Annotated in this window: 12 protein-coding genes; 10 read left to right on the forward strand and 2 right to left on the reverse strand. The window is 74.5% G+C overall.

Annotation, left to right across the window (positions count from 1 at the left end):
* Positions 1-80: 80 nt before the first annotated feature.
* From FHX73_RS26550 to FHX73_RS26570, 6 genes are all read left to right on the forward strand, one after another.
* On the forward strand, positions 81-1,388 hold the full coding sequence (locus FHX73_RS26550) for a sensor histidine kinase (RefSeq protein WP_425461425.1): 1,308 nt from the start codon (positions 81-83) through the stop codon (positions 1,386-1,388).
* Positions 1,352-1,996 (forward strand): response regulator, encoded by a 645-nt coding sequence (locus FHX73_RS26555; protein ID WP_145907808.1) that lies wholly within the window; start codon positions 1,352-1,354, stop codon positions 1,994-1,996. Before FHX73_RS26550 ends, FHX73_RS26555 begins: the two co-directional genes overlap by 37 nt.
* Positions 1,997-2,181: 185 nt before the next feature.
* Positions 2,182-5,109, forward strand: a complete 2,928-nt coding sequence (locus FHX73_RS26560) for a non-ribosomal peptide synthetase (RefSeq protein ID WP_145907810.1) — start codon at positions 2,182-2,184, stop codon at positions 5,107-5,109.
* Positions 5,110-5,286: 177 nt separating this feature from the next.
* Positions 5,287-5,418 carry a hypothetical protein gene (locus tag FHX73_RS47320; protein ID WP_281292706.1) on the forward strand — a complete coding sequence of 44 codons (132 nt, stop codon included), beginning with the start codon at positions 5,287-5,289 and terminating at the stop codon, positions 5,416-5,418.
* A 100-nt stretch (positions 5,419-5,518) separates the two neighbouring features.
* Positions 5,519-6,625, forward strand: coding sequence for a ThiF family adenylyltransferase (locus FHX73_RS26565; protein WP_145907812.1), 1,107 nt, complete (start codon positions 5,519-5,521; stop codon positions 6,623-6,625).
* Positions 6,622-7,926, forward strand: coding sequence for a hypothetical protein (locus FHX73_RS26570; protein WP_145907814.1), 1,305 nt, complete (start codon positions 6,622-6,624; stop codon positions 7,924-7,926). Before FHX73_RS26565 ends, FHX73_RS26570 begins: the two co-directional genes overlap by 4 nt.
* On the opposite strand, the gene FHX73_RS26575 is transcribed toward FHX73_RS26570, so the two are convergent.
* Together FHX73_RS26575 and FHX73_RS44915 are read right to left on the reverse strand one after the other, a co-directional pair.
* Complete coding sequence (locus FHX73_RS26575) at positions 7,907-10,774, reverse strand: AfsR/SARP family transcriptional regulator (protein WP_145907815.1); 2,868 nt, start codon at positions 10,772-10,774, stop codon at positions 7,907-7,909. The genes FHX73_RS26570 and FHX73_RS26575 overlap by 20 nt on opposite strands.
* Positions 10,775-10,985: 211 nt before the next feature.
* The gene (locus tag FHX73_RS44915; RefSeq protein WP_170305033.1) at positions 10,986-11,552 is read right to left on the reverse strand and encodes a hypothetical protein; all 567 of its coding nucleotides are present in this window, start codon (positions 11,550-11,552) and stop codon (positions 10,986-10,988) included.
* Positions 11,553-11,739: 187 nt separating this feature from the next.
* Between FHX73_RS44915 and mptB the strand changes: the two genes are divergently transcribed.
* The 4 genes from mptB (at position 11,740) to FHX73_RS26600 (ending at position 15,467) form a co-directional block, all read left to right on the forward strand.
* The gene (gene mptB, locus FHX73_RS44920; RefSeq protein WP_170305034.1) at positions 11,740-13,176 is read left to right on the forward strand and encodes a polyprenol phosphomannose-dependent alpha 1,6 mannosyltransferase MptB; all 1,437 of its coding nucleotides are present in this window, start codon (positions 11,740-11,742) and stop codon (positions 13,174-13,176) included.
* Positions 13,173-14,360 (forward strand): glycosyltransferase 87 family protein, encoded by a 1,188-nt coding sequence (locus FHX73_RS26590; RefSeq protein ID WP_145907816.1) that lies wholly within the window; start codon positions 13,173-13,175, stop codon positions 14,358-14,360. The genes mptB and FHX73_RS26590 overlap by 4 nt, the downstream gene beginning before the upstream one ends.
* A gap of 240 nt (positions 14,361-14,600) precedes the next feature.
* Positions 14,601-15,203 carry a superoxide dismutase gene (locus FHX73_RS26595; protein ID WP_145907818.1) on the forward strand — a complete coding sequence of 201 codons (603 nt, stop codon included), beginning with the start codon at positions 14,601-14,603 and terminating at the stop codon, positions 15,201-15,203.
* A gap of 84 nt (positions 15,204-15,287) precedes the next feature.
* Positions 15,288-15,467: a DUF6011 domain-containing protein gene (locus FHX73_RS26600; RefSeq protein ID WP_145907820.1), complete on the forward strand. Its 180-nt coding sequence runs from the start codon at positions 15,288-15,290 to the stop codon at positions 15,465-15,467.
* Positions 15,468-15,473 lie beyond the last annotated feature (6 nt).

The raw sequence follows: 15,473 nt of genomic DNA on the forward strand, positions 1-15,473 counted from the left end.
GTGTACTCCACCCGCCGACCCGCCGCCGACGCGGCAGTGGCCCAGTCCCCAGCCCCGTGCGCCGGCCCGTGCGAGTCCCGGTGAACATCCGGGGCGCCCTGCACGAGTTCCCCGCCCACCTGCGGCGCTCCGGCGCCGACCTGGTGGTCGGGGTGCTGATCGCGCTGGGCGCCATGCTCTCCGTCTGCCTCTTCCTGGTCACCGCCTACTTCGTGATCCTCTTCGTGATCGGCATCGGCGCTTTGATGCTGCCGATCGTCACCAGGTGGGTCCGCTGGCTGTGCAACGCCAACCGGCGCGCGGCCGCCCGCGCCGGCGTCCAGGTGCCCGTGCCCTACCGGCCGGAACCCACGGAGGTCGAGAAGGACATCGTCGGCTGGATCCGCCGCTGCAAGTGGATCCTCACCGACCCGGCCACCTGGCGCGACCTGCTCTGGCTGCTGCTCAACTCGGTCGTCGGCATGATCGGCTTCCTGCCCGCCGCGGTGCTCTACTACGTGCTGGAGGGGCTCGCGCTGGCCGGCGGCCTGTGGCGGCCGATCCTGCGGGCGCGCGGCACCGGGCGCGAGTACTTCTTCGTCCCGATCCAGAGCCAACCCACCGCCGCCCTGGGCGCGCTGGCGGCCGCGGCGCTCTTCCTGGTCTGGGTCCGCTACAGCCCGGTCTTCCTCACCGCGCACGCCCACTTCACCCGCCTGCTGCTCGGCCCCACCGAGCGGTCCCAGCTCACCGTCCGGGTCCAGCACCTGGCCGAGACCCGCACCGGCGCGCTGGACGCCGCCGCCGCCGAACTGCGCCGGATCGAACGCGACCTGCACGACGGCGCCCAGGCCAGGCTGGTCAGCCTCGGCATGACCCTCGGGGCGCTCGAACGCCAGCTCGGCAACAACCCGGACGAGGCCCGCCGACTGCTGCTCGACGCCCGCAGCTCCTCCGTCTCGGCGCTGCGCGAGCTGCGCGACCTGGTGCGCGGCATCCACCCCCCGGTGCTGGCCGAACGCGGCCTGGCCGACGCGCTGCGCGCCCTCGGCCTGGCCAGCCCGCTCCAGGTCGAGGTGGTGGTCAACATCCCCGGCGAGGTGGCGCCGCCGCTGGAGTCCGCCCTCTACTTCGCGGTCTCCGAGCTGCTGACCAACGCCCTCAAGTACGCCGACGCCGAGCACGTCGAGGTCAGCGCCTGGCACGACGGCGCCGTGCTGCACGCCTGGGTCCTGGACGACGGCCGCGGCGGCGCCGACCCCACCAAGGGCACCGGGCTGCACGGCATCCGCCGGCGGCTGGCCACCTTCGACGGAACCCTCGACGTCACCAGCCCGCTGGGCGGTCCGACCGCGATCAAGATGGAGATACCGTGCGTGTTGTCCTCGCCGAAGACCTCTTCCTCCTGAGGCAGGGGCTGATCCAACTCCTGGACGCCTACGGCTTCGAGACCGTGGCGGCCGTCGACAACGGCCCCGACCTGCTCGCTGCCGCCGCCGCCCACCGCCCCGACATCCTGATCGTCGACGTCCGGCTGCCGCCGACCTTCACCACCGAAGGCCTCAAGGCCGCCCTGCAGGCCCGGCGGGAGATCCCCCGACTGCCGATCCTGGTGCTCTCCCAGCACGTCGAGCAGATGTACGCCAGGGAGCTGCTCGCCGACGGCACCGGCGGCATCGGCTACCTGCTCAAGGACAGCGTCTTCGACAACGACCAGTTCATCGACGCGATCCGCCGGGTCGCCGCCGGCGGCACCGCCATGGACCCCGCCGTGGTCTCGCAACTGATGGTGAGCCACGCCCGCGACGAGCCGCTCGGCGCGCTCACCGCCCGGGAGCGCGGCGTGCTGGAGCTGATGGCCGAGGGCTGCTCCAACACGGCCATCGCGCAACGCCTGTTCATCACCGAGGGCGCGGCGGCCAAACACATCTCGAACATCTTCGTCAAGCTGATGCTGCCCCCGGACAGCGACAGCAACCGGCGCGTGCTGGCCGTCCTCGCCTACCTCAACGCCTGAGCGGCTCAACGCCTGAGCGGCTCAACGCCTGAGGGGCTCAACGCCGGAGCGGCGGTAGGGGTGACCAGGGGGGTGTCCGGGCCGGGGAGGAGGTCATAGCCTCCGGGGGAGTCGAGCGAGGCGACGCCCCCGAAGGAATGTGATCCGTTGTGAGTACTCAACCCCACACCCGTGCCGTCTCGCCCATGGAATGGGTGTTCCTGGCCATCGGAGCGGGCCACTGCGTGGCCCACGTGGTCGAGGGCGACGGCAGCCTGACGGTCGATCAGCTGACCCGCGCGGTGGCGGCCGCCGCGCAGGCCTCCCCCGGGATGCGGCTGGTGCGGCGCGGCAGGCAATGGGTGGACTCCGGCACGGCACCGGCCGTCGAGGTGCTCGACACCACCGGCGGGCTGCTCGGCGCGCCCGCCCTGCAACGCCCGTTGGACCCGCGCCGCCAGGCCTGCGAGGTGCTGCTGGCGCCCGGACCGCGCTCCACCGTGGTGTTCCGCGCCTTCCACGGCATCACCGACGGGCGCGGCCTGCTGCTCTGGGCCGCGGACGTGTTCCGGGTGCTGCGCGGCGAGGAGCCGCTGGGCGCCGACTCCCGGCTCAACGACGACGAGCTGGTCCGCGGCCTCGACCGGCCGGGCGGTCTGCCGCCGGCCCAGCCCAACCCGGGGCTGGAGTGGCCGCCGCTGCTCGGCCGCCGCTCCCCGGGCTCCTCCGGCGTGCTCTGGCGCCGCCGCACCGTCGACGGCCGCCACCCGGCGGCGACGGCCAAGGTGGCCGCCGCGCTGGCCCGGACCCACGGTGAGGGGCGCGGGCGGTTCTTCGTCCCCGTCGACCTGCGCCGGCACCGCCCCGAGCTGCGCTCCACGGCCTCGCTGGCCCGCGCCGTCCAGCTGGCCGTCGAGCCCGGCGACGGCTGGCAGCAGGCGCAGCGCCGACTGCTCAGCCTGCTCGCCGCCGACGCCGAACTCGCCCCGCAGTTCCCCGACTCGATCCTGCGCACGCCGCTGCCGGTGCTGCGCCTGGTCAATGCCGGGATCGACCTCCTCGCGGCCAGGAAGGACCGCTACAACAGCCTCGCCTACCTCTCCCACCAGGGCGCCGTCGACCTGGCCGACTTCGAGGCCGGCGAGTTCCGGGCGACTGCGGTCTACCCGCTGGGCACCACCGGCCCCGGCAGCCCGCTGGAGGTCAACCTGCTGGAGCGCCCGGGCCGCACCGAGGTCACCGTGGCCTGGCACGACGGCCCCGGGAAGGCGGAGCGGGCCGACGCCGTGCTGGACACCATCGAGGAGGCGCTCTCCCCGCGCGAGCACCGGCAGTGGGCCGGGAACCGCACCGCGCGCCCGCTGCCCGACACCCGCTCGGTGGTCGAGCTCTTCCGCGAGCAGGTCGAGCGCACGCCCGAGCGGATCGCGCTCAGCGGTCCCGAAGGGGACGTCAGCTACGCGCAGTTGAGCCGCCGCGCCGACGCCGTCGCCGCAGCCCTGCGCGAGCGGGGCGTCGGCCCCGGCGACGTGGTCGGGCTGCTCGCCGGCCGCACGGTCGCCTCGATCGCCGCGGTGTGGGGCGTGCTGCGGGCCGGCGCCTGCTACCTCCCGCTGGACACCCGGCACCCGGACGCCCGGATCACCGACCTGCTGACCGACGCCGACTGCACCTACTGCCTGGTCGAGCAGCCCTACGACACCCGCGAGTGCGTCCGCTCGGGCTGCAAGCCGCTGCTGCTGGACGAGCTCGCGGACGCGGCCGCGCCCGAGGACTGGCAGGACGTCGTGCCCGCCCCCGAGGACCTGGCCTACGTCATCTACACCTCCGGCTCCACCGGGCGGCCGAAGGGCGTGCAGATCGAGCACCGCAACCTGGCCAACTACGTGCACTGGGGCACCCGCGCCTTCGACGTGGACGCGGACACCCGCCTGCCGCTGCTGACCTCGCCCTCCTTCGACGTCACGGGCACCTCCGTCTACCTGCCGCTGCTCGCCGGCGGCCGGGTGATCCTGATGCCGGACGACCCCACCCACCTCTCGCTGCGCCGGCTCCTGGCGGACTCCGGCGCCAACGCGCTCAACCTGACCCCCTCCCACCTCGACCTGATCGGCCAGCTCGACCTGTCACCCACCGGCTACCGCACGGTGATCGTGATCGGCGAGCAGCTGCGGGTGGAGGTCGCCGCCCGGGCCCAGCGGATGTTCGGCCCCGACTGCCGGATCATCAACGAGTACGGCCCGACCGAGGCCACCATCGGCTGCACCGCCCACACCTTCGACCCCGCCCGCGACGGCGAACTCGCCGTGGTGCCGATCGGCCTGCCCGCGGACAACACCACCGTCCACCTGCTCGACGCGGACGGCCGGTTCGTCGCGCCCGGCGAGACCGGCGAGATGTACCTGGGCGGCGCCCAGCTCGCCCGCGGCTACCTCGGCCGACCCGACCTCGACCGCGAACGCTTCGTCCACCTCGCCGACGGCACGCGCGTCTACCGCACCGGCGACCTGGCCCGGCTGCTGCCCTCGGGCGAGATCGAGTGCGTCGGACGGATCGACGACCAGGTCAAGGTCCGCGGCCACCGGGTCGAACCGGCCGAGGTCGCCCAGGCCCTGGAGGAGCACCCGGCCGTCGACCGGGCCGTGGTGGTCGCCCGCCCCCGGGCCGGGCAGCCGGGCAAGGCCCTGTACGGCTACGCGCTGACCAACTCGGCCGTCAGACCCGAGGAGTTGACCGCCCACCTGGCGGCGGTGCTGCCCCCGTACATGGTCCCCGCCGCCATCACGACGCTCACCGAACTGCCGTACACGGTGAGTGGCAAGATCGACACCAAGGCCCTGCCCGACCCCCACGCCGCAGCCACTGATGCGCCGGCCCCCATGGACCCGACCGAGCAGGCCGTCGCCGACATCTGGGCCCGCACCCTGGGCACCGACGGCTCCCGCCTCGACCCCCAGTCCGACTTCCACCACCTCGGCGGGGACTCCGTCTCCCTGCTCGGCATGCTCGCCGCGGTCTGCCGCGAACTCCTGACGTCCAGTCAGGAGGCGGTCTTCATGGACAAGTTGCCGACGATCCTGGTCGCTCCCACCGTCGCACACGTGGCCGCCCTGGCCCGGGCGGCCCGCAGTTAGAGCCCGCACCCGAACTGGTGGTGCGTCAGCTTCGTCCGGCTGACGCACCACCAGTTCCGTTTTCCCCGGACCGGCGCGTGCCACGCCGGTGCCACGCGGCTGCCACGGCCGTGGCGGATGGTTCCCGTGTCCGGCCGAGGCGCCGGGCGAACCGACAGAACGAGAGAGGGCGGGGACATGGAGAACAAGAAGAACGAGAAGGCCGCGAAGACCGTGGTGGCGAAGGTCGCCGAGGTCAAGATCGAGGTCCGCAAGCTGGACAAGGTCGAGGCGACGGGCCAGCCGAGCTACCTGCTGGCGCTCCAGTAAGACTGCCGGCCGGAGCTTCCGGCTCCTCCCGGACGGCGCTCGGGGGCGCCGTCCGGGAGGGCGCGTCCCGACCACCGGCGTGGAGAGGAAACCGACACCCATGCACCTGCCCATGCTCAAGCCCGGGCACCTGCCCACCCGGCGGCCGGACGGGACGATCCTGATCGGCCCGTGGCTCTACGGGCTGGCCTCCGCGCTGACCGACTCCTCCGGCCTGGTCTGGCCGCTCTGCCGACTGCTCGACGGCCGCCACCCGGTCGCCGAGATCGCCGCCCGGATGGCGGCCGAGCACGGGGCGACCCAGGACCAGGTCCAGCAGATCCTCGACCTGTTGGAGGCGCACGGCTGGTTGCTCGACGCGGCGACGACACCGCCGCCCGAGCTGGACCCGGCGGACGTGGCCCGGCACACCCGCACCCTGGACTTCCTCATCGGGATCGACGAGACGCCCCGGGCGAACCACTACGAACTGCTCGCCGGCCTGCGCCGCGCCTCGGTCACGGTGCTCGGCCTCGGCGGGGTCGGCTCGGCCGCCGCGGTCAGCCTGGCGGCGACCGGGGTCGGCCGGTTGCACCTGCTCGACTTCGACACCGTGGAGCTCACCAACCTGAACCGCCAGCTGCTCTTCGCCGAGGCGGACCTCGGCCGGCCGAAGACCGAGGTCGTGGCGGAGCGGCTGCGCGCGCTGGACTCCCGACTGGTCGTCAGTACCGAGCGGACTCGGATCACCGCTGCGGCCGACGTGGCGCACGCCCTTCGCGGCGCCGACCTGGTGCTGTCCTGCGCGGACAGCCCGGCCGAGGTGCGCGACTGGATCAACGACGCCTGTTTCGCGGCGGGCAAGCCCTGGCTGACCGCCGGATACGCCGGAGCGCTGGTCACCATGGCCACCATGATTCCCGGCCGGACCTGCTGCTACCGCTGCCTCAGCGGCCCGCAGCGGGAGCAGAAGCGCGAACGCGGCGAACGGATCCCGGAGCTGGCCGGGGCGGCCCACCACCCGGTGATCGCGGCCTCCGCCCAGATCACCGCGAACCAACTGGCCCTGGAGGGCATCCGCCTGCTGCTCGGCATGCCGGTGCAGGCGGCCGGCCGGGAGATCCACGCCAACCTGCTCGACCTCGGCTACCACCACGTCTTCGAGGGGAAACCGCTGGCCGACTGCCCCGCCGGCTGTGGCGCCCTGCTGGACGTCCCGGTCCGATGACCACGGCGACGACCAGTGGCCGGCAGCCGGGCCCCGACGCCCGGGTGCGGCTGCGCCGCCTGCACTACCGCCACGGGAGCGACGTCTGGACCGTCGGCTGCCCGGAGACCGGCCAGGCGGTGGACCTGCCGGGGATCGCGGTGACCGTCCTGCGGGCGCTGACCGACGGTGCGACCCTGGCCGAGGCCGCCGCCCGGGCCGAGCAGGAGCACGGCGTCCGCCCGGACGTGCCGGACTTCGTCGCCACGCTGGTCACCCTGGATTTCGTCGTCCAGGTCGCCACCGCGGGTGACCTGGACCCGGACGAGCACCAGGAAGCGGACGCCGGATCGAGCCTGCCGTGGCTGCGGCCCTCCTGGGCCCGGCTGCTCTTCCACCCGGTGGCGTTGACCGGTGCGGCGGCGTTCGTCCTGGCGGCGTTCGTCCGGCTGGCCCTGTTGCACCGGTTCCGGCTCGGCTACCAGGGTTACTTCAGCGTCCACTCGGCCGGATTGAGCACCGCCTGGAACACCGCGGTGCTGGTGGCCGGCGTCGTGCTGCACGAGTTCTGCCACCTGGCGGCCGCCCGGGCGGCGCAGGTGCCCGCGCGGCTGAGTCTCGGCACCCGCCTGGTGATGGTCACCCCGCAGACCTCGGCGCCCTTGCTCTGGCTCGCCGACCGCCGCACCCGGCTGCGGTTCCACCTGGCCGGCGCGGGCTGCGACCTGGTGCTGGCGGCCGGCAGCGCCACGGTGCTGGCCCAGACCCGGCCGGGCACCCTGCCGGCGGAGCTGGCGGGCTCGGCGCTGCTGATGCAACTGTCCGCCATAGCAGGGCAGTTCCTTTTCTGTGTGCGCACCGATGGCTATCTGGTGGTGCAGGAGCTGCTGCGCTGCCGCAACCTCTACGGCGACGCCCTGGAGCATGCCCGCCACCTGGCCGCGCGCAGCCGGCTGCTGTGCCGGCTGGACCGCCGGGTGGCCGGGTACGCGGGCCGCCCGGACCCGGTCCTGGCGCTGCCCGCGCACGAGCGGCGTCCGGTGCGGCTCTACACCGTGTTCCTGCTCGGCGGGGCCGTGGCGCTGATCGCCGCGGCGCTCGGTTACGCGCTGCCGATCGCGGTCACCCTGCTGGCCCGGGGCGCGGGGGAGGTCGCCTCGGGGCAGCCGGCCCAGGTGGTCGACGGTCTGGCGATGCTGGTCTTCGAGGGCGGCGCGGAACTGCTGCTGCTCGCCCTGCTGGTGCGCGGTTGGCGGCGGGGCCGCGCCGAGCGGCGGCGGGAGCGGGCGGCCGCGGCGCGGTTCAGCCGACCGGTGCCATGAGCTCGCGTTCCACTGCCGCGGCCTCTGTCAGTACGGCGGTCGCCCGCGGATGGCCGAGTTCCGTGAGCAACTCCCCGTGCAGCCTCAGCAGTTGTGCCAGTCCCTGGCGGTCGCCCTGCTCGCGGCGCAGCCGCGCGGACTCCTCCGCCGCCTCCGCCGCCTGCGCCGGCTTCCCGGCCGCCTGGAGACAGGTCGCCTTCACGTGCAGGTACGCCTCCCAGTTCGGGATCACGCCGTCGGCGAGGGCGGCGACGGCCTCGGCACCCTCGCACGCGGCGAGCGAGGCGTCCAGATCACCGGCCATCAGCCGCAGCCGGGCGAGGTTGGACCAGACCTCGAACTGGCCGCCGAGCGCGCCGCTCTCCTCGCGGTAGGCCAGCACCAGCTCGAACTGCGCGGCCGCCGCGTCCAGTCGGCCCAACTCGGCGAAGGCGATGCCCAGATTGGCCCGCGCGCTGTCCGCGTTCGCCGGCCGGCCCAGCGCGAGCTGCACCTCGACGCAGCGCTCCAGCACCTCGACGGCCTGCTCGAACGCGCCCGACTGCAGCAGCGCGATCGCCACGTCGGCGCGCTGCAGCGCCTCGGCCTCCAGGTCGCCGAGCCGGGCGGCCGCGTCCGCGCCGACGGTCAGCAGCTCGATCATGGTCGCGGTCTCGCGCTGGATCATCAGGAACACCGCGATCGCCCGGGCGAGTTGCCAGCAGAGCCGCTGCAACCGGGGCTCGGTGCTCGCCGCGCCCAGCCGGATCGCCGCCCGGACGTTGGGCAGTTCGGTCTGCATCCAGGCCACCGCCTCGGTCACCTCGGCGAACTGCGGCCCGGCGGGCAGCCCGTCGGGCACCTGGTCCAGGGCCACCATCCCGACCACGCGCGTGGGCCGCAGCACCTCGGTGACGCTGATCGCCGCCTGCGCGTACCAACTGAGCAGCCGGACCAGCGCGGCGGTGCGCTCCTCGGCGGGCAGGTCGGTCTCGGAGCGCTCGGCCGCGTAGTCGCGCAGCAGGTCGTGCGCGCCGTAGCGGGCCGGCGCCGAGGACTGCAACAGGCAGACGTCCACCAGGAACTCCAGATCGCCCTCCGGCTCGGCCGGGTCGCGCCCGGTGAGCGCAGCCACCGCCGGGAGACCGAGCTCGGCCCCGGCGGCGAGTCCGACCAGGCAGAACAGCTGCCGCAGCTCCGCCCGCCCCAGCCGCAGGTAGGCGACCTCGAAGGCCGCGCGCACGCTCTCGTCGCCGAAACTGAGCTGGTCGAGCCGGGAACGGGCGGAGCGGATGCTCCCGCACAGGTCGGCGACCGCCCAGCGCGGCCGGGTGGCCAGTCGGGCGCCGGCCAGCCGCAGGGCCAGCGGCAGGTCCGCGCAGAGCTCCATCAGCTCCTCGGTCGCCTCGTCCTCCGCAGCCAGCCGCGGCGCACCGACCAGCCGGGCGAGCAGCCGCCGCGAGGCGGCACGGTCCATCCCGTCGAGCGCCACGTGGGCGGCGCCCGGCAGTCCGGCCAGGTGCTTGCGGCTGGTCACGATCACCGAACAGGCCAAGGCCGGGAGGATCGAGCGGAGTTGGGCGGCGTCGCGGACGTCGTCCAGGATCAGCAGGATCCGCTGCTCCGCCAGCCGGGTGCGCAGCAGCTCCAGCCGGTCGGACGGATCGCCGGGCACCTCGGCGGCGGTGCAGCCCAGCCGGTGCAGCAGCGCCCCGAGGTGTGCGTCCGGGCCGACGGCGCGCTCCGGGTCCCCGGCCCCGGCGGAGCCGCGCAGGTTCAAGTACACCTGGCCGCCCGGGAACCGGCCCTGGGTCAGCCGGGCCACCTGCACCGCCAGCGAGGTCTTGCCGGTGCCGCCCATTCCGGAGACCACCACCAGCACCGGCTGCGCCGCGGCGCCCGTCGGCCCGCTGCCCCGCTCCGGGGCGAACAGGTCGAGCATCCGCTCCAGTTCGGCCTCGCGGCCGGTGAAGAAGGTGTTCCCGGAGGGCAGCGTCCTGGCCGGAGCGGTAGGCACGCGTGGAGTAGTTTTCGGCACCTGAACAGTGGTTGACAGGCCGCCAGGAGGACCGGTCGGCCCGCGCCGGGCGTCCTGCGCCGAGAGGAGCTCGCGGTGCAGCCGCTGCAGCGTGCTCCCCGGCTCGACGCCCAGCTCGTCGCGCAGCACGGCACGCAACTCTCGGAAGACGTCCAGCGCTTCGGCGCGTCGATCGAGCCGCGCCAGCGCCTGCATCAGCACCGCGTAGGCGTGCTCGCTCAGCGCCTCCTCGCGGATCAGTTCCCGCAGTTCGGCGACCGCGTCCGCGGGCCGGCCGCACTCCACCAGCGCCTCGCAGCGCAGTTCGCGGGCCTGTCGCCGGGCCTCGGCCAGCGCGGGCAACTCGCGCTCGCGCAGCGGCTCGCAGGGGACGTCCAGCAGCGGCTCGTCCCGCCAGAGCGCGAGCGCTGCCTCCAACTGGGCGTGCGCGCTCGGCCAGTCGCCCTGGCGCGCCGCCCGGCGACCGGCCCGGCAGCGGCCGAGGAAGTCGCCGAGGTCCAGCGTCACCGCCCCGTCCACCGTCAGGCGGTAGCCGGGCGCGACCGTCTCCAGCCGGCCGCCGAGCCCGCCCAGGCTGCGCCGCAGCCGCATCACGTAGCTGCGCAGCGTGGTCCGGACCCGCTCGCCGCCGCCCGGCCACAGCAGTTCCGTCAACTCCTCGGCGGGCACGATCTGGTTGGCCCGCAGCAGCAGCGCGGCCAGCAGCTCGCGCTGCCGCCCGGCGGCGACCTGCAGCACCTCCCCGCCGCCGTCGACCACCCGCAAGGGCCCGAGCAGGGCGAAGGCGCCCCCGCCGGCCGTGAAACGCGTCTCGTCCTTGCCCGTCCCCATGGCCCCCCTCACCACCGGGCGGCCCGTCGGGCCGCTCGCTCCCGTGGCCGAGTGTAGGAAGCCAGTCACCTTCCGGGTACCCGTTCATCGCTCCGTCCTCGTTCGACCGTTGCGACGCCACCCGTACCGGGAGTGGGACGGGAGGTGGGGTCGGCTGTCCCGGTGCGGAGTGACGGGGCGTGATCCGACGACCGGTCGGCCTGCCTTGCCGTCAGCCGGTCTGCTGGATCGACGCCGCCACCAGCACGCCGTTCTGCACGGTGTAGGTGCCCTGGTAGACCTTGACCGAGCCGTCCGTCTGGGTGGCGTAGAGCACCGCCTGCACCTGGTTGGAGCCGAAGGCGCTCACGGTGCCCAGACTGATGCTCGCGGTGGTGGCGAAGCCGGCGACGTACTGCTGGTAGCTCTCGCCGGCGATGTTGTCGCCGCCGAGGGCCCAGGCGGCGGCGTAGTCGTGGTTGGTGACGTCCTGGTAGTACTGGGTGACCACGGCTACGGCGTTGGTCAGTTGGGGGTTGCCGCCGGGTGTCGTGACGGTCACCGTGGGTGCCGGGGTGGGGGTCGCCGTGACGGTGGGCGTCCCCCCAGGTGTCACCGTCGGCGTCGGTGAAGGCGTTGGTGAAGGCGTGGCCGTGGCCGTCGCCGTCGCCGTCGCGGTCACCGTGACCGTCGGGGTGGTGTGGGCGGCGGAGCCGGAGCCGCTGCTGCCGCAGGCGGCCAGGGTGATGGCAGATCCGGCCGCGAGGACGGCGGCCAGGGTGGTGGAACGGGGGTGCATGGTGGCCGTGGCTTTCCGGCGGGGCGCGTGCGCGACGGCGCGCCGCCCGCCTTCCAGGAGGACAGCACCGACACCTTGTCCAGTTTGCCCGTTCCGGTTCGGCGGCAGCAAGGGCGCCGTGCGCACGTCATGCGCTGGTTGACGCGGCGTCGCCTGGCGGTCAGCTCGGGGCAGCAGGGTTCGCGGCATGCCGAACTGGGGGGCGAGCGCGCGCCGGTGCCGGCACCTGGGGCTGGTCGGCTCGCTGGTGCTCGCGCTCGGCGGGCTGGGCGCGGGAGCGGTGCCGCTGGGGCGCCCGCACGCGCCGACCCGACCGGGGATCTTCCTGGCCTGGTTCGGCATGGTGCTGCTGATCGCCGCCTGGCTGCTGCTCGGCCGGGCGGTGCGGGGGGCCGCACCGCCGAGCCCGCGCTGGCTGCTGCGCACCCTGTTCTGCTGGGCCGCGCCGCTGGTGCTCGGGCCGCCGCTGTTCAGCCGGGACGTCTACAGCTACCTCGCCCAGGGCGCGCTGGTCGGGGCCGGGATCAACGCCTACACCCACGGGCCGGCCGTGCTCGGCGGCCCGTTCGACGCCCAGGTGCCGGGGCTGTGGCAGCACACCCCGGCGCCCTACGGGCCGGTCTTCCTGCTGCTCGCGGACGCCGTCGCGCACCTGGCCGGGCACGCGCTGAGCGCCGGCGTGCTGCTGCTGCGGCTGGTCGCGCTGGCGGGGCTGGGGCTGCTCGCGGTGGTGCTGCCCCGGCTGGCCCGGGCCTGCGGGGTGCCGGCGCCGGCGGCGCTCTGGCTGGGGCTGCTCAACCCGCTGGTGCTGTTCCACCTGGTGGCCGGCGCGCACAACGACGCGCTGCTGCTCGCGCTGCTGGTCACCGGATTGCTGCTGCGCCGCCGGCCGTTCTGGGCGGCCGTGCTGGTCACCCTGGCCGCCCTGGTCAAGCTGCCGGCCGCGCTCGGCCTGGCCGCCGTGGCGCTGCTCTGGGGGGAGCGGCTGCGCGGCCGGACGGGTCTGGGGCGGGCCGCGACGGCCGCCGCGGCGCTGGCCGTCGCCGCCACGGCCGTCGCGACCACGGCCGCCGTCACCGCGCTCACCGGCGTCGGCTACGGCTGGGTGCACGCGCTGGCCGTGCCGGTGTCGGCGGGCAGTTGGTCGCTCACCAGCCTGCTCGGCAGGGCCTGCGGCTGGCTGCTGGCCGCCTTCTTCGCGCCGTACCGGGCGGGGCTCGGCGGGCTGGCGGTGGTGGCCTGGCGCTGGTTGGGGCTGGCGGCGGCGGTGGCCTCGGTGCTGCTGCTGGTGGGGCGGGTGCGGCGGCGGAAGATCGGCGCGGTCTACGCCGTCGGGCTGGCGCTGGTGGCTGTGGTGGCGCTCGGGCCGGCCATCCGGCCCTGGTACGCGCTCTGGGGCGGGGTGCTGATCGCGGCGGCCGCGCCGGCGGACGGGCGGGTGCGGCGCTGGGCTCCGCTGGTCTGCGGGCTGCTCGCGCTGATCGTGGCGCCGGACGGGTTCACTCCGGGGCCGCAGGCGGTGCTGCTCGCGGTGGGCGGCGGGGTGCTCGGCGCGCTGACCGTACTGGCGGGGATGTGGTTCCGACCGGTGCGGCGGCGACAGGCGCAGGCGGGCGCGGCGTGAGGCCGCACGGCACCCCGGCGCGGATCGTCGTGCTGCTCGCGGCGGTCGGGCTCAGTGCCGTGTTCCTGACGGTGATCCCGGGGCACGGCTGGTTCGACGTGCGGATCTACTGGGAGGCGGTCCGGCTCTGGCAGCACGGCGGCCGGATCTACGACTACCAGCGGACCGGCACGAACTACGGCTTCACCTACCCGCCGTTCGCCGCCGTCTGCATGGCGCCGCTGGCGGTGCTCGGCTGGCCCGCGGCGGTCGTGCTGAACCTGGCGCTCAGCCTGCTGGCCGGCGCGGCGCTGCTGCACTGGCTGGTCGTTCCGGTCCTGCGCCGGCGGGGGTGGAGCGGCTGGTACGGGGTCGGGCTGGCGGGCTGCCTGTTCGCGGTGCTCAACCCGGTGCGGGACACCTTCAGTCTCGGGCAGGTCAACCTGCTGCTGCTGGCCCTGGTCTTCGCCGACCTGCGGAGTCTGCGGCGCGGCAGCCGGTTCGCCGGGGTCGGGATCGGCCTGGCCACCGCGGTCAAGCTGACGCCCGGACTCTTCGTCGGCTACCTGCTGCTGACGGGGCGTCGGCGGGAGGCGCTGACCGCCGCGGGCACCGCGCTGGGGGCGACGCTGGTCGGGTTCCTCGCGATGCCGGGCCAGTCCCGGTACTTCTGGACGGCGGCGCTGTGGGACACCGGCCGGATCGGTTCGGTGCCGTACGTCTCCAACCAGTCGCTGCTGGGCTTGTCGGCCCGGCTGGTTCCGGAGGGCGCGGCCCGGCCGCTCTGGCTGCTGCTGGTGCTGCCGGTGCTGGCCCTGTGGGCGCGGCGCGCGCGGCGGGCGGCGGACGGCGGCGACGAGCGCGGCGGTTTCGCGCTCACGGGGCTGACCTGTTGCCTGGTCAGCCCGATCACCTGGGTGCACCACCTGGTCTGGATGCTGCCCGCGCTGCTGGTGCTGGTGGACGCGGGCTGGTCGGCGGCGGATCCGGTCCGGCGGCGCCGGCTGCTCTGGGCCGCCGCCGGGATCTGCGTGCTGCTGACCAGCGGACTGGTCTGGCTCTGGCGGTTCGGCGCGCACGGGGTGGGCGGGCTGCTCGGCGCCAACGCGTACGTGCTGGCCACCCTCGCGCTGCTGCCGGGCCTGCCGTTGTGCGGTGTGACGGAGGGTCAGACTCGCTCGGATCAGGAACTCCTGACGGCCTGAGCGAGCCCGAGGGGTGGCGGGGGTCGGCCCGTGTCCCGGCGGTCGCCGGTTGGGAAGACGATCGTCAGTCCGGAAGCTCTGGTGCCCACGCGGGGAAGTGCGAGTCCAGGTCTGGCGCGGGCCGACCCGCCGCCACCATGCTCCAGCAAGGAACTGGTTATTGCAACTCTTTCGCAATAGTGTGGCTCCGGCAAGATCACCGACCCGGAACACGCCGGAACACGCCTGGAAAGGGAGCCCATGGGCGCCTACACGCTGCCTGACCTGCCGTACGACTACTCCGCGCTGGAGCGCGCGATGTCGGCGGAGATCCTGGAACTGCACCACTCCAAGCACCACGCCGCCTACGTGAAGGGGGCCAACGACACCCTGGAGCAGCTGGCCGAGGCCCGCGACAAGGAGCAGTTCGGCGGTCTCGTCGGCCTGCAGAAGACCCTCGCCTTCCACCTCTCCGGCCACGTGCTGCACTCGCTCTTCTGGCAGAACCTCTCCCCGGAGGGCGGCGACCGGCCCGACGGCGCGCTGGCCGACGCCGTCACCGAGCACTTCGGCTCCTTCGACGCCTTCCGCAAGCAGCTCACCGCCGCCACCGTCGGCGTCCAGGGCTCCGGCTGGGGCATCCTCTCCTGGGAGCCGCTCGGCAAGCGCCTGATCGTCGAGCAGGTCTACGACCACCACGGCAACGTCGGCCAGGGCAGCACCCCGCTGCTCGCCTTCGACGCCTGGGAGCACGCCTACTACCTGCAGTACCGCAACGTCCGCCCCGACTACGTGACCCGCCTGTGGGACGTCGTCAACTGGCAGGACGTCAGCACCCGCTTCGCGGCGGCCACCGCGGGCTGACCCGCCGTCGGGCCGTGCTCGGGCCGCGGTCGGGCTGCGGTCCAGGAAGGCGGTCCACGGGGGCGGGCGGGTACGCTCGCCCCCATGACCGATCCACTCGTCGAGCTGCCCGAGCGGCTGCTGCCCCAGGTCACCTGCCGGGGCTGCGGCCGGCCGCTGCACGACCCCGAGTCGCGGATGCTGCGCTACGGGCCCGGCTGCCGCGAGTCGGTCGAGCCGGTGCGCCGGCGCGAGGTGGCCCAGGAGGCGCTGCCGGGGCTGTGAGCGTGG

It is taken from the genome of Kitasatospora viridis (genome assembly GCF_007829815.1).
GTDB classification, from domain to species: Bacteria; Actinomycetota; Actinomycetes; order Streptomycetales; family Streptomycetaceae; genus Kitasatospora; species Kitasatospora viridis.

Excerpts from the sequence above, each read along its gene's own strand:
- FHX73_RS26600 (WP_145907820.1), top strand. The coding sequence starts at position 15,288 with ATGACCGATCCACTCGTCGAGCTGCCCGAGCGGCTGCTGCCCCAGGTC.
- FHX73_RS26565 (WP_145907812.1), top strand. The coding sequence starts at position 5,519 with ATGCACCTGCCCATGCTCAAGCCCGGGCACCTGCCCACCCGGCGGCCG.
- FHX73_RS47320 (WP_281292706.1), top strand. The coding sequence starts at position 5,287 with ATGGAGAACAAGAAGAACGAGAAGGCCGCGAAGACCGTGGTGGCGAAG.
- FHX73_RS44915 (WP_170305033.1), bottom strand. The coding sequence starts at position 11,552 with ATGCACCCCCGTTCCACCACCCTGGCCGCCGTCCTCGCGGCCGGATCT.
- FHX73_RS26560 (WP_145907810.1), top strand. The coding sequence starts at position 2,182 with ATGGAATGGGTGTTCCTGGCCATCGGAGCGGGCCACTGCGTGGCCCAC.
- mptB (WP_170305034.1), top strand. The coding sequence starts at position 11,740 with ATGCCGAACTGGGGGGCGAGCGCGCGCCGGTGCCGGCACCTGGGGCTG.
- FHX73_RS26595 (WP_145907818.1), top strand. The coding sequence starts at position 14,601 with ATGGGCGCCTACACGCTGCCTGACCTGCCGTACGACTACTCCGCGCTG.
- FHX73_RS26575 (WP_145907815.1), bottom strand. The coding sequence starts at position 10,774 with ATGGGGACGGGCAAGGACGAGACGCGTTTCACGGCCGGCGGGGGCGCC.
- FHX73_RS26570 (WP_145907814.1), top strand. The coding sequence starts at position 6,622 with ATGACCACGGCGACGACCAGTGGCCGGCAGCCGGGCCCCGACGCCCGG.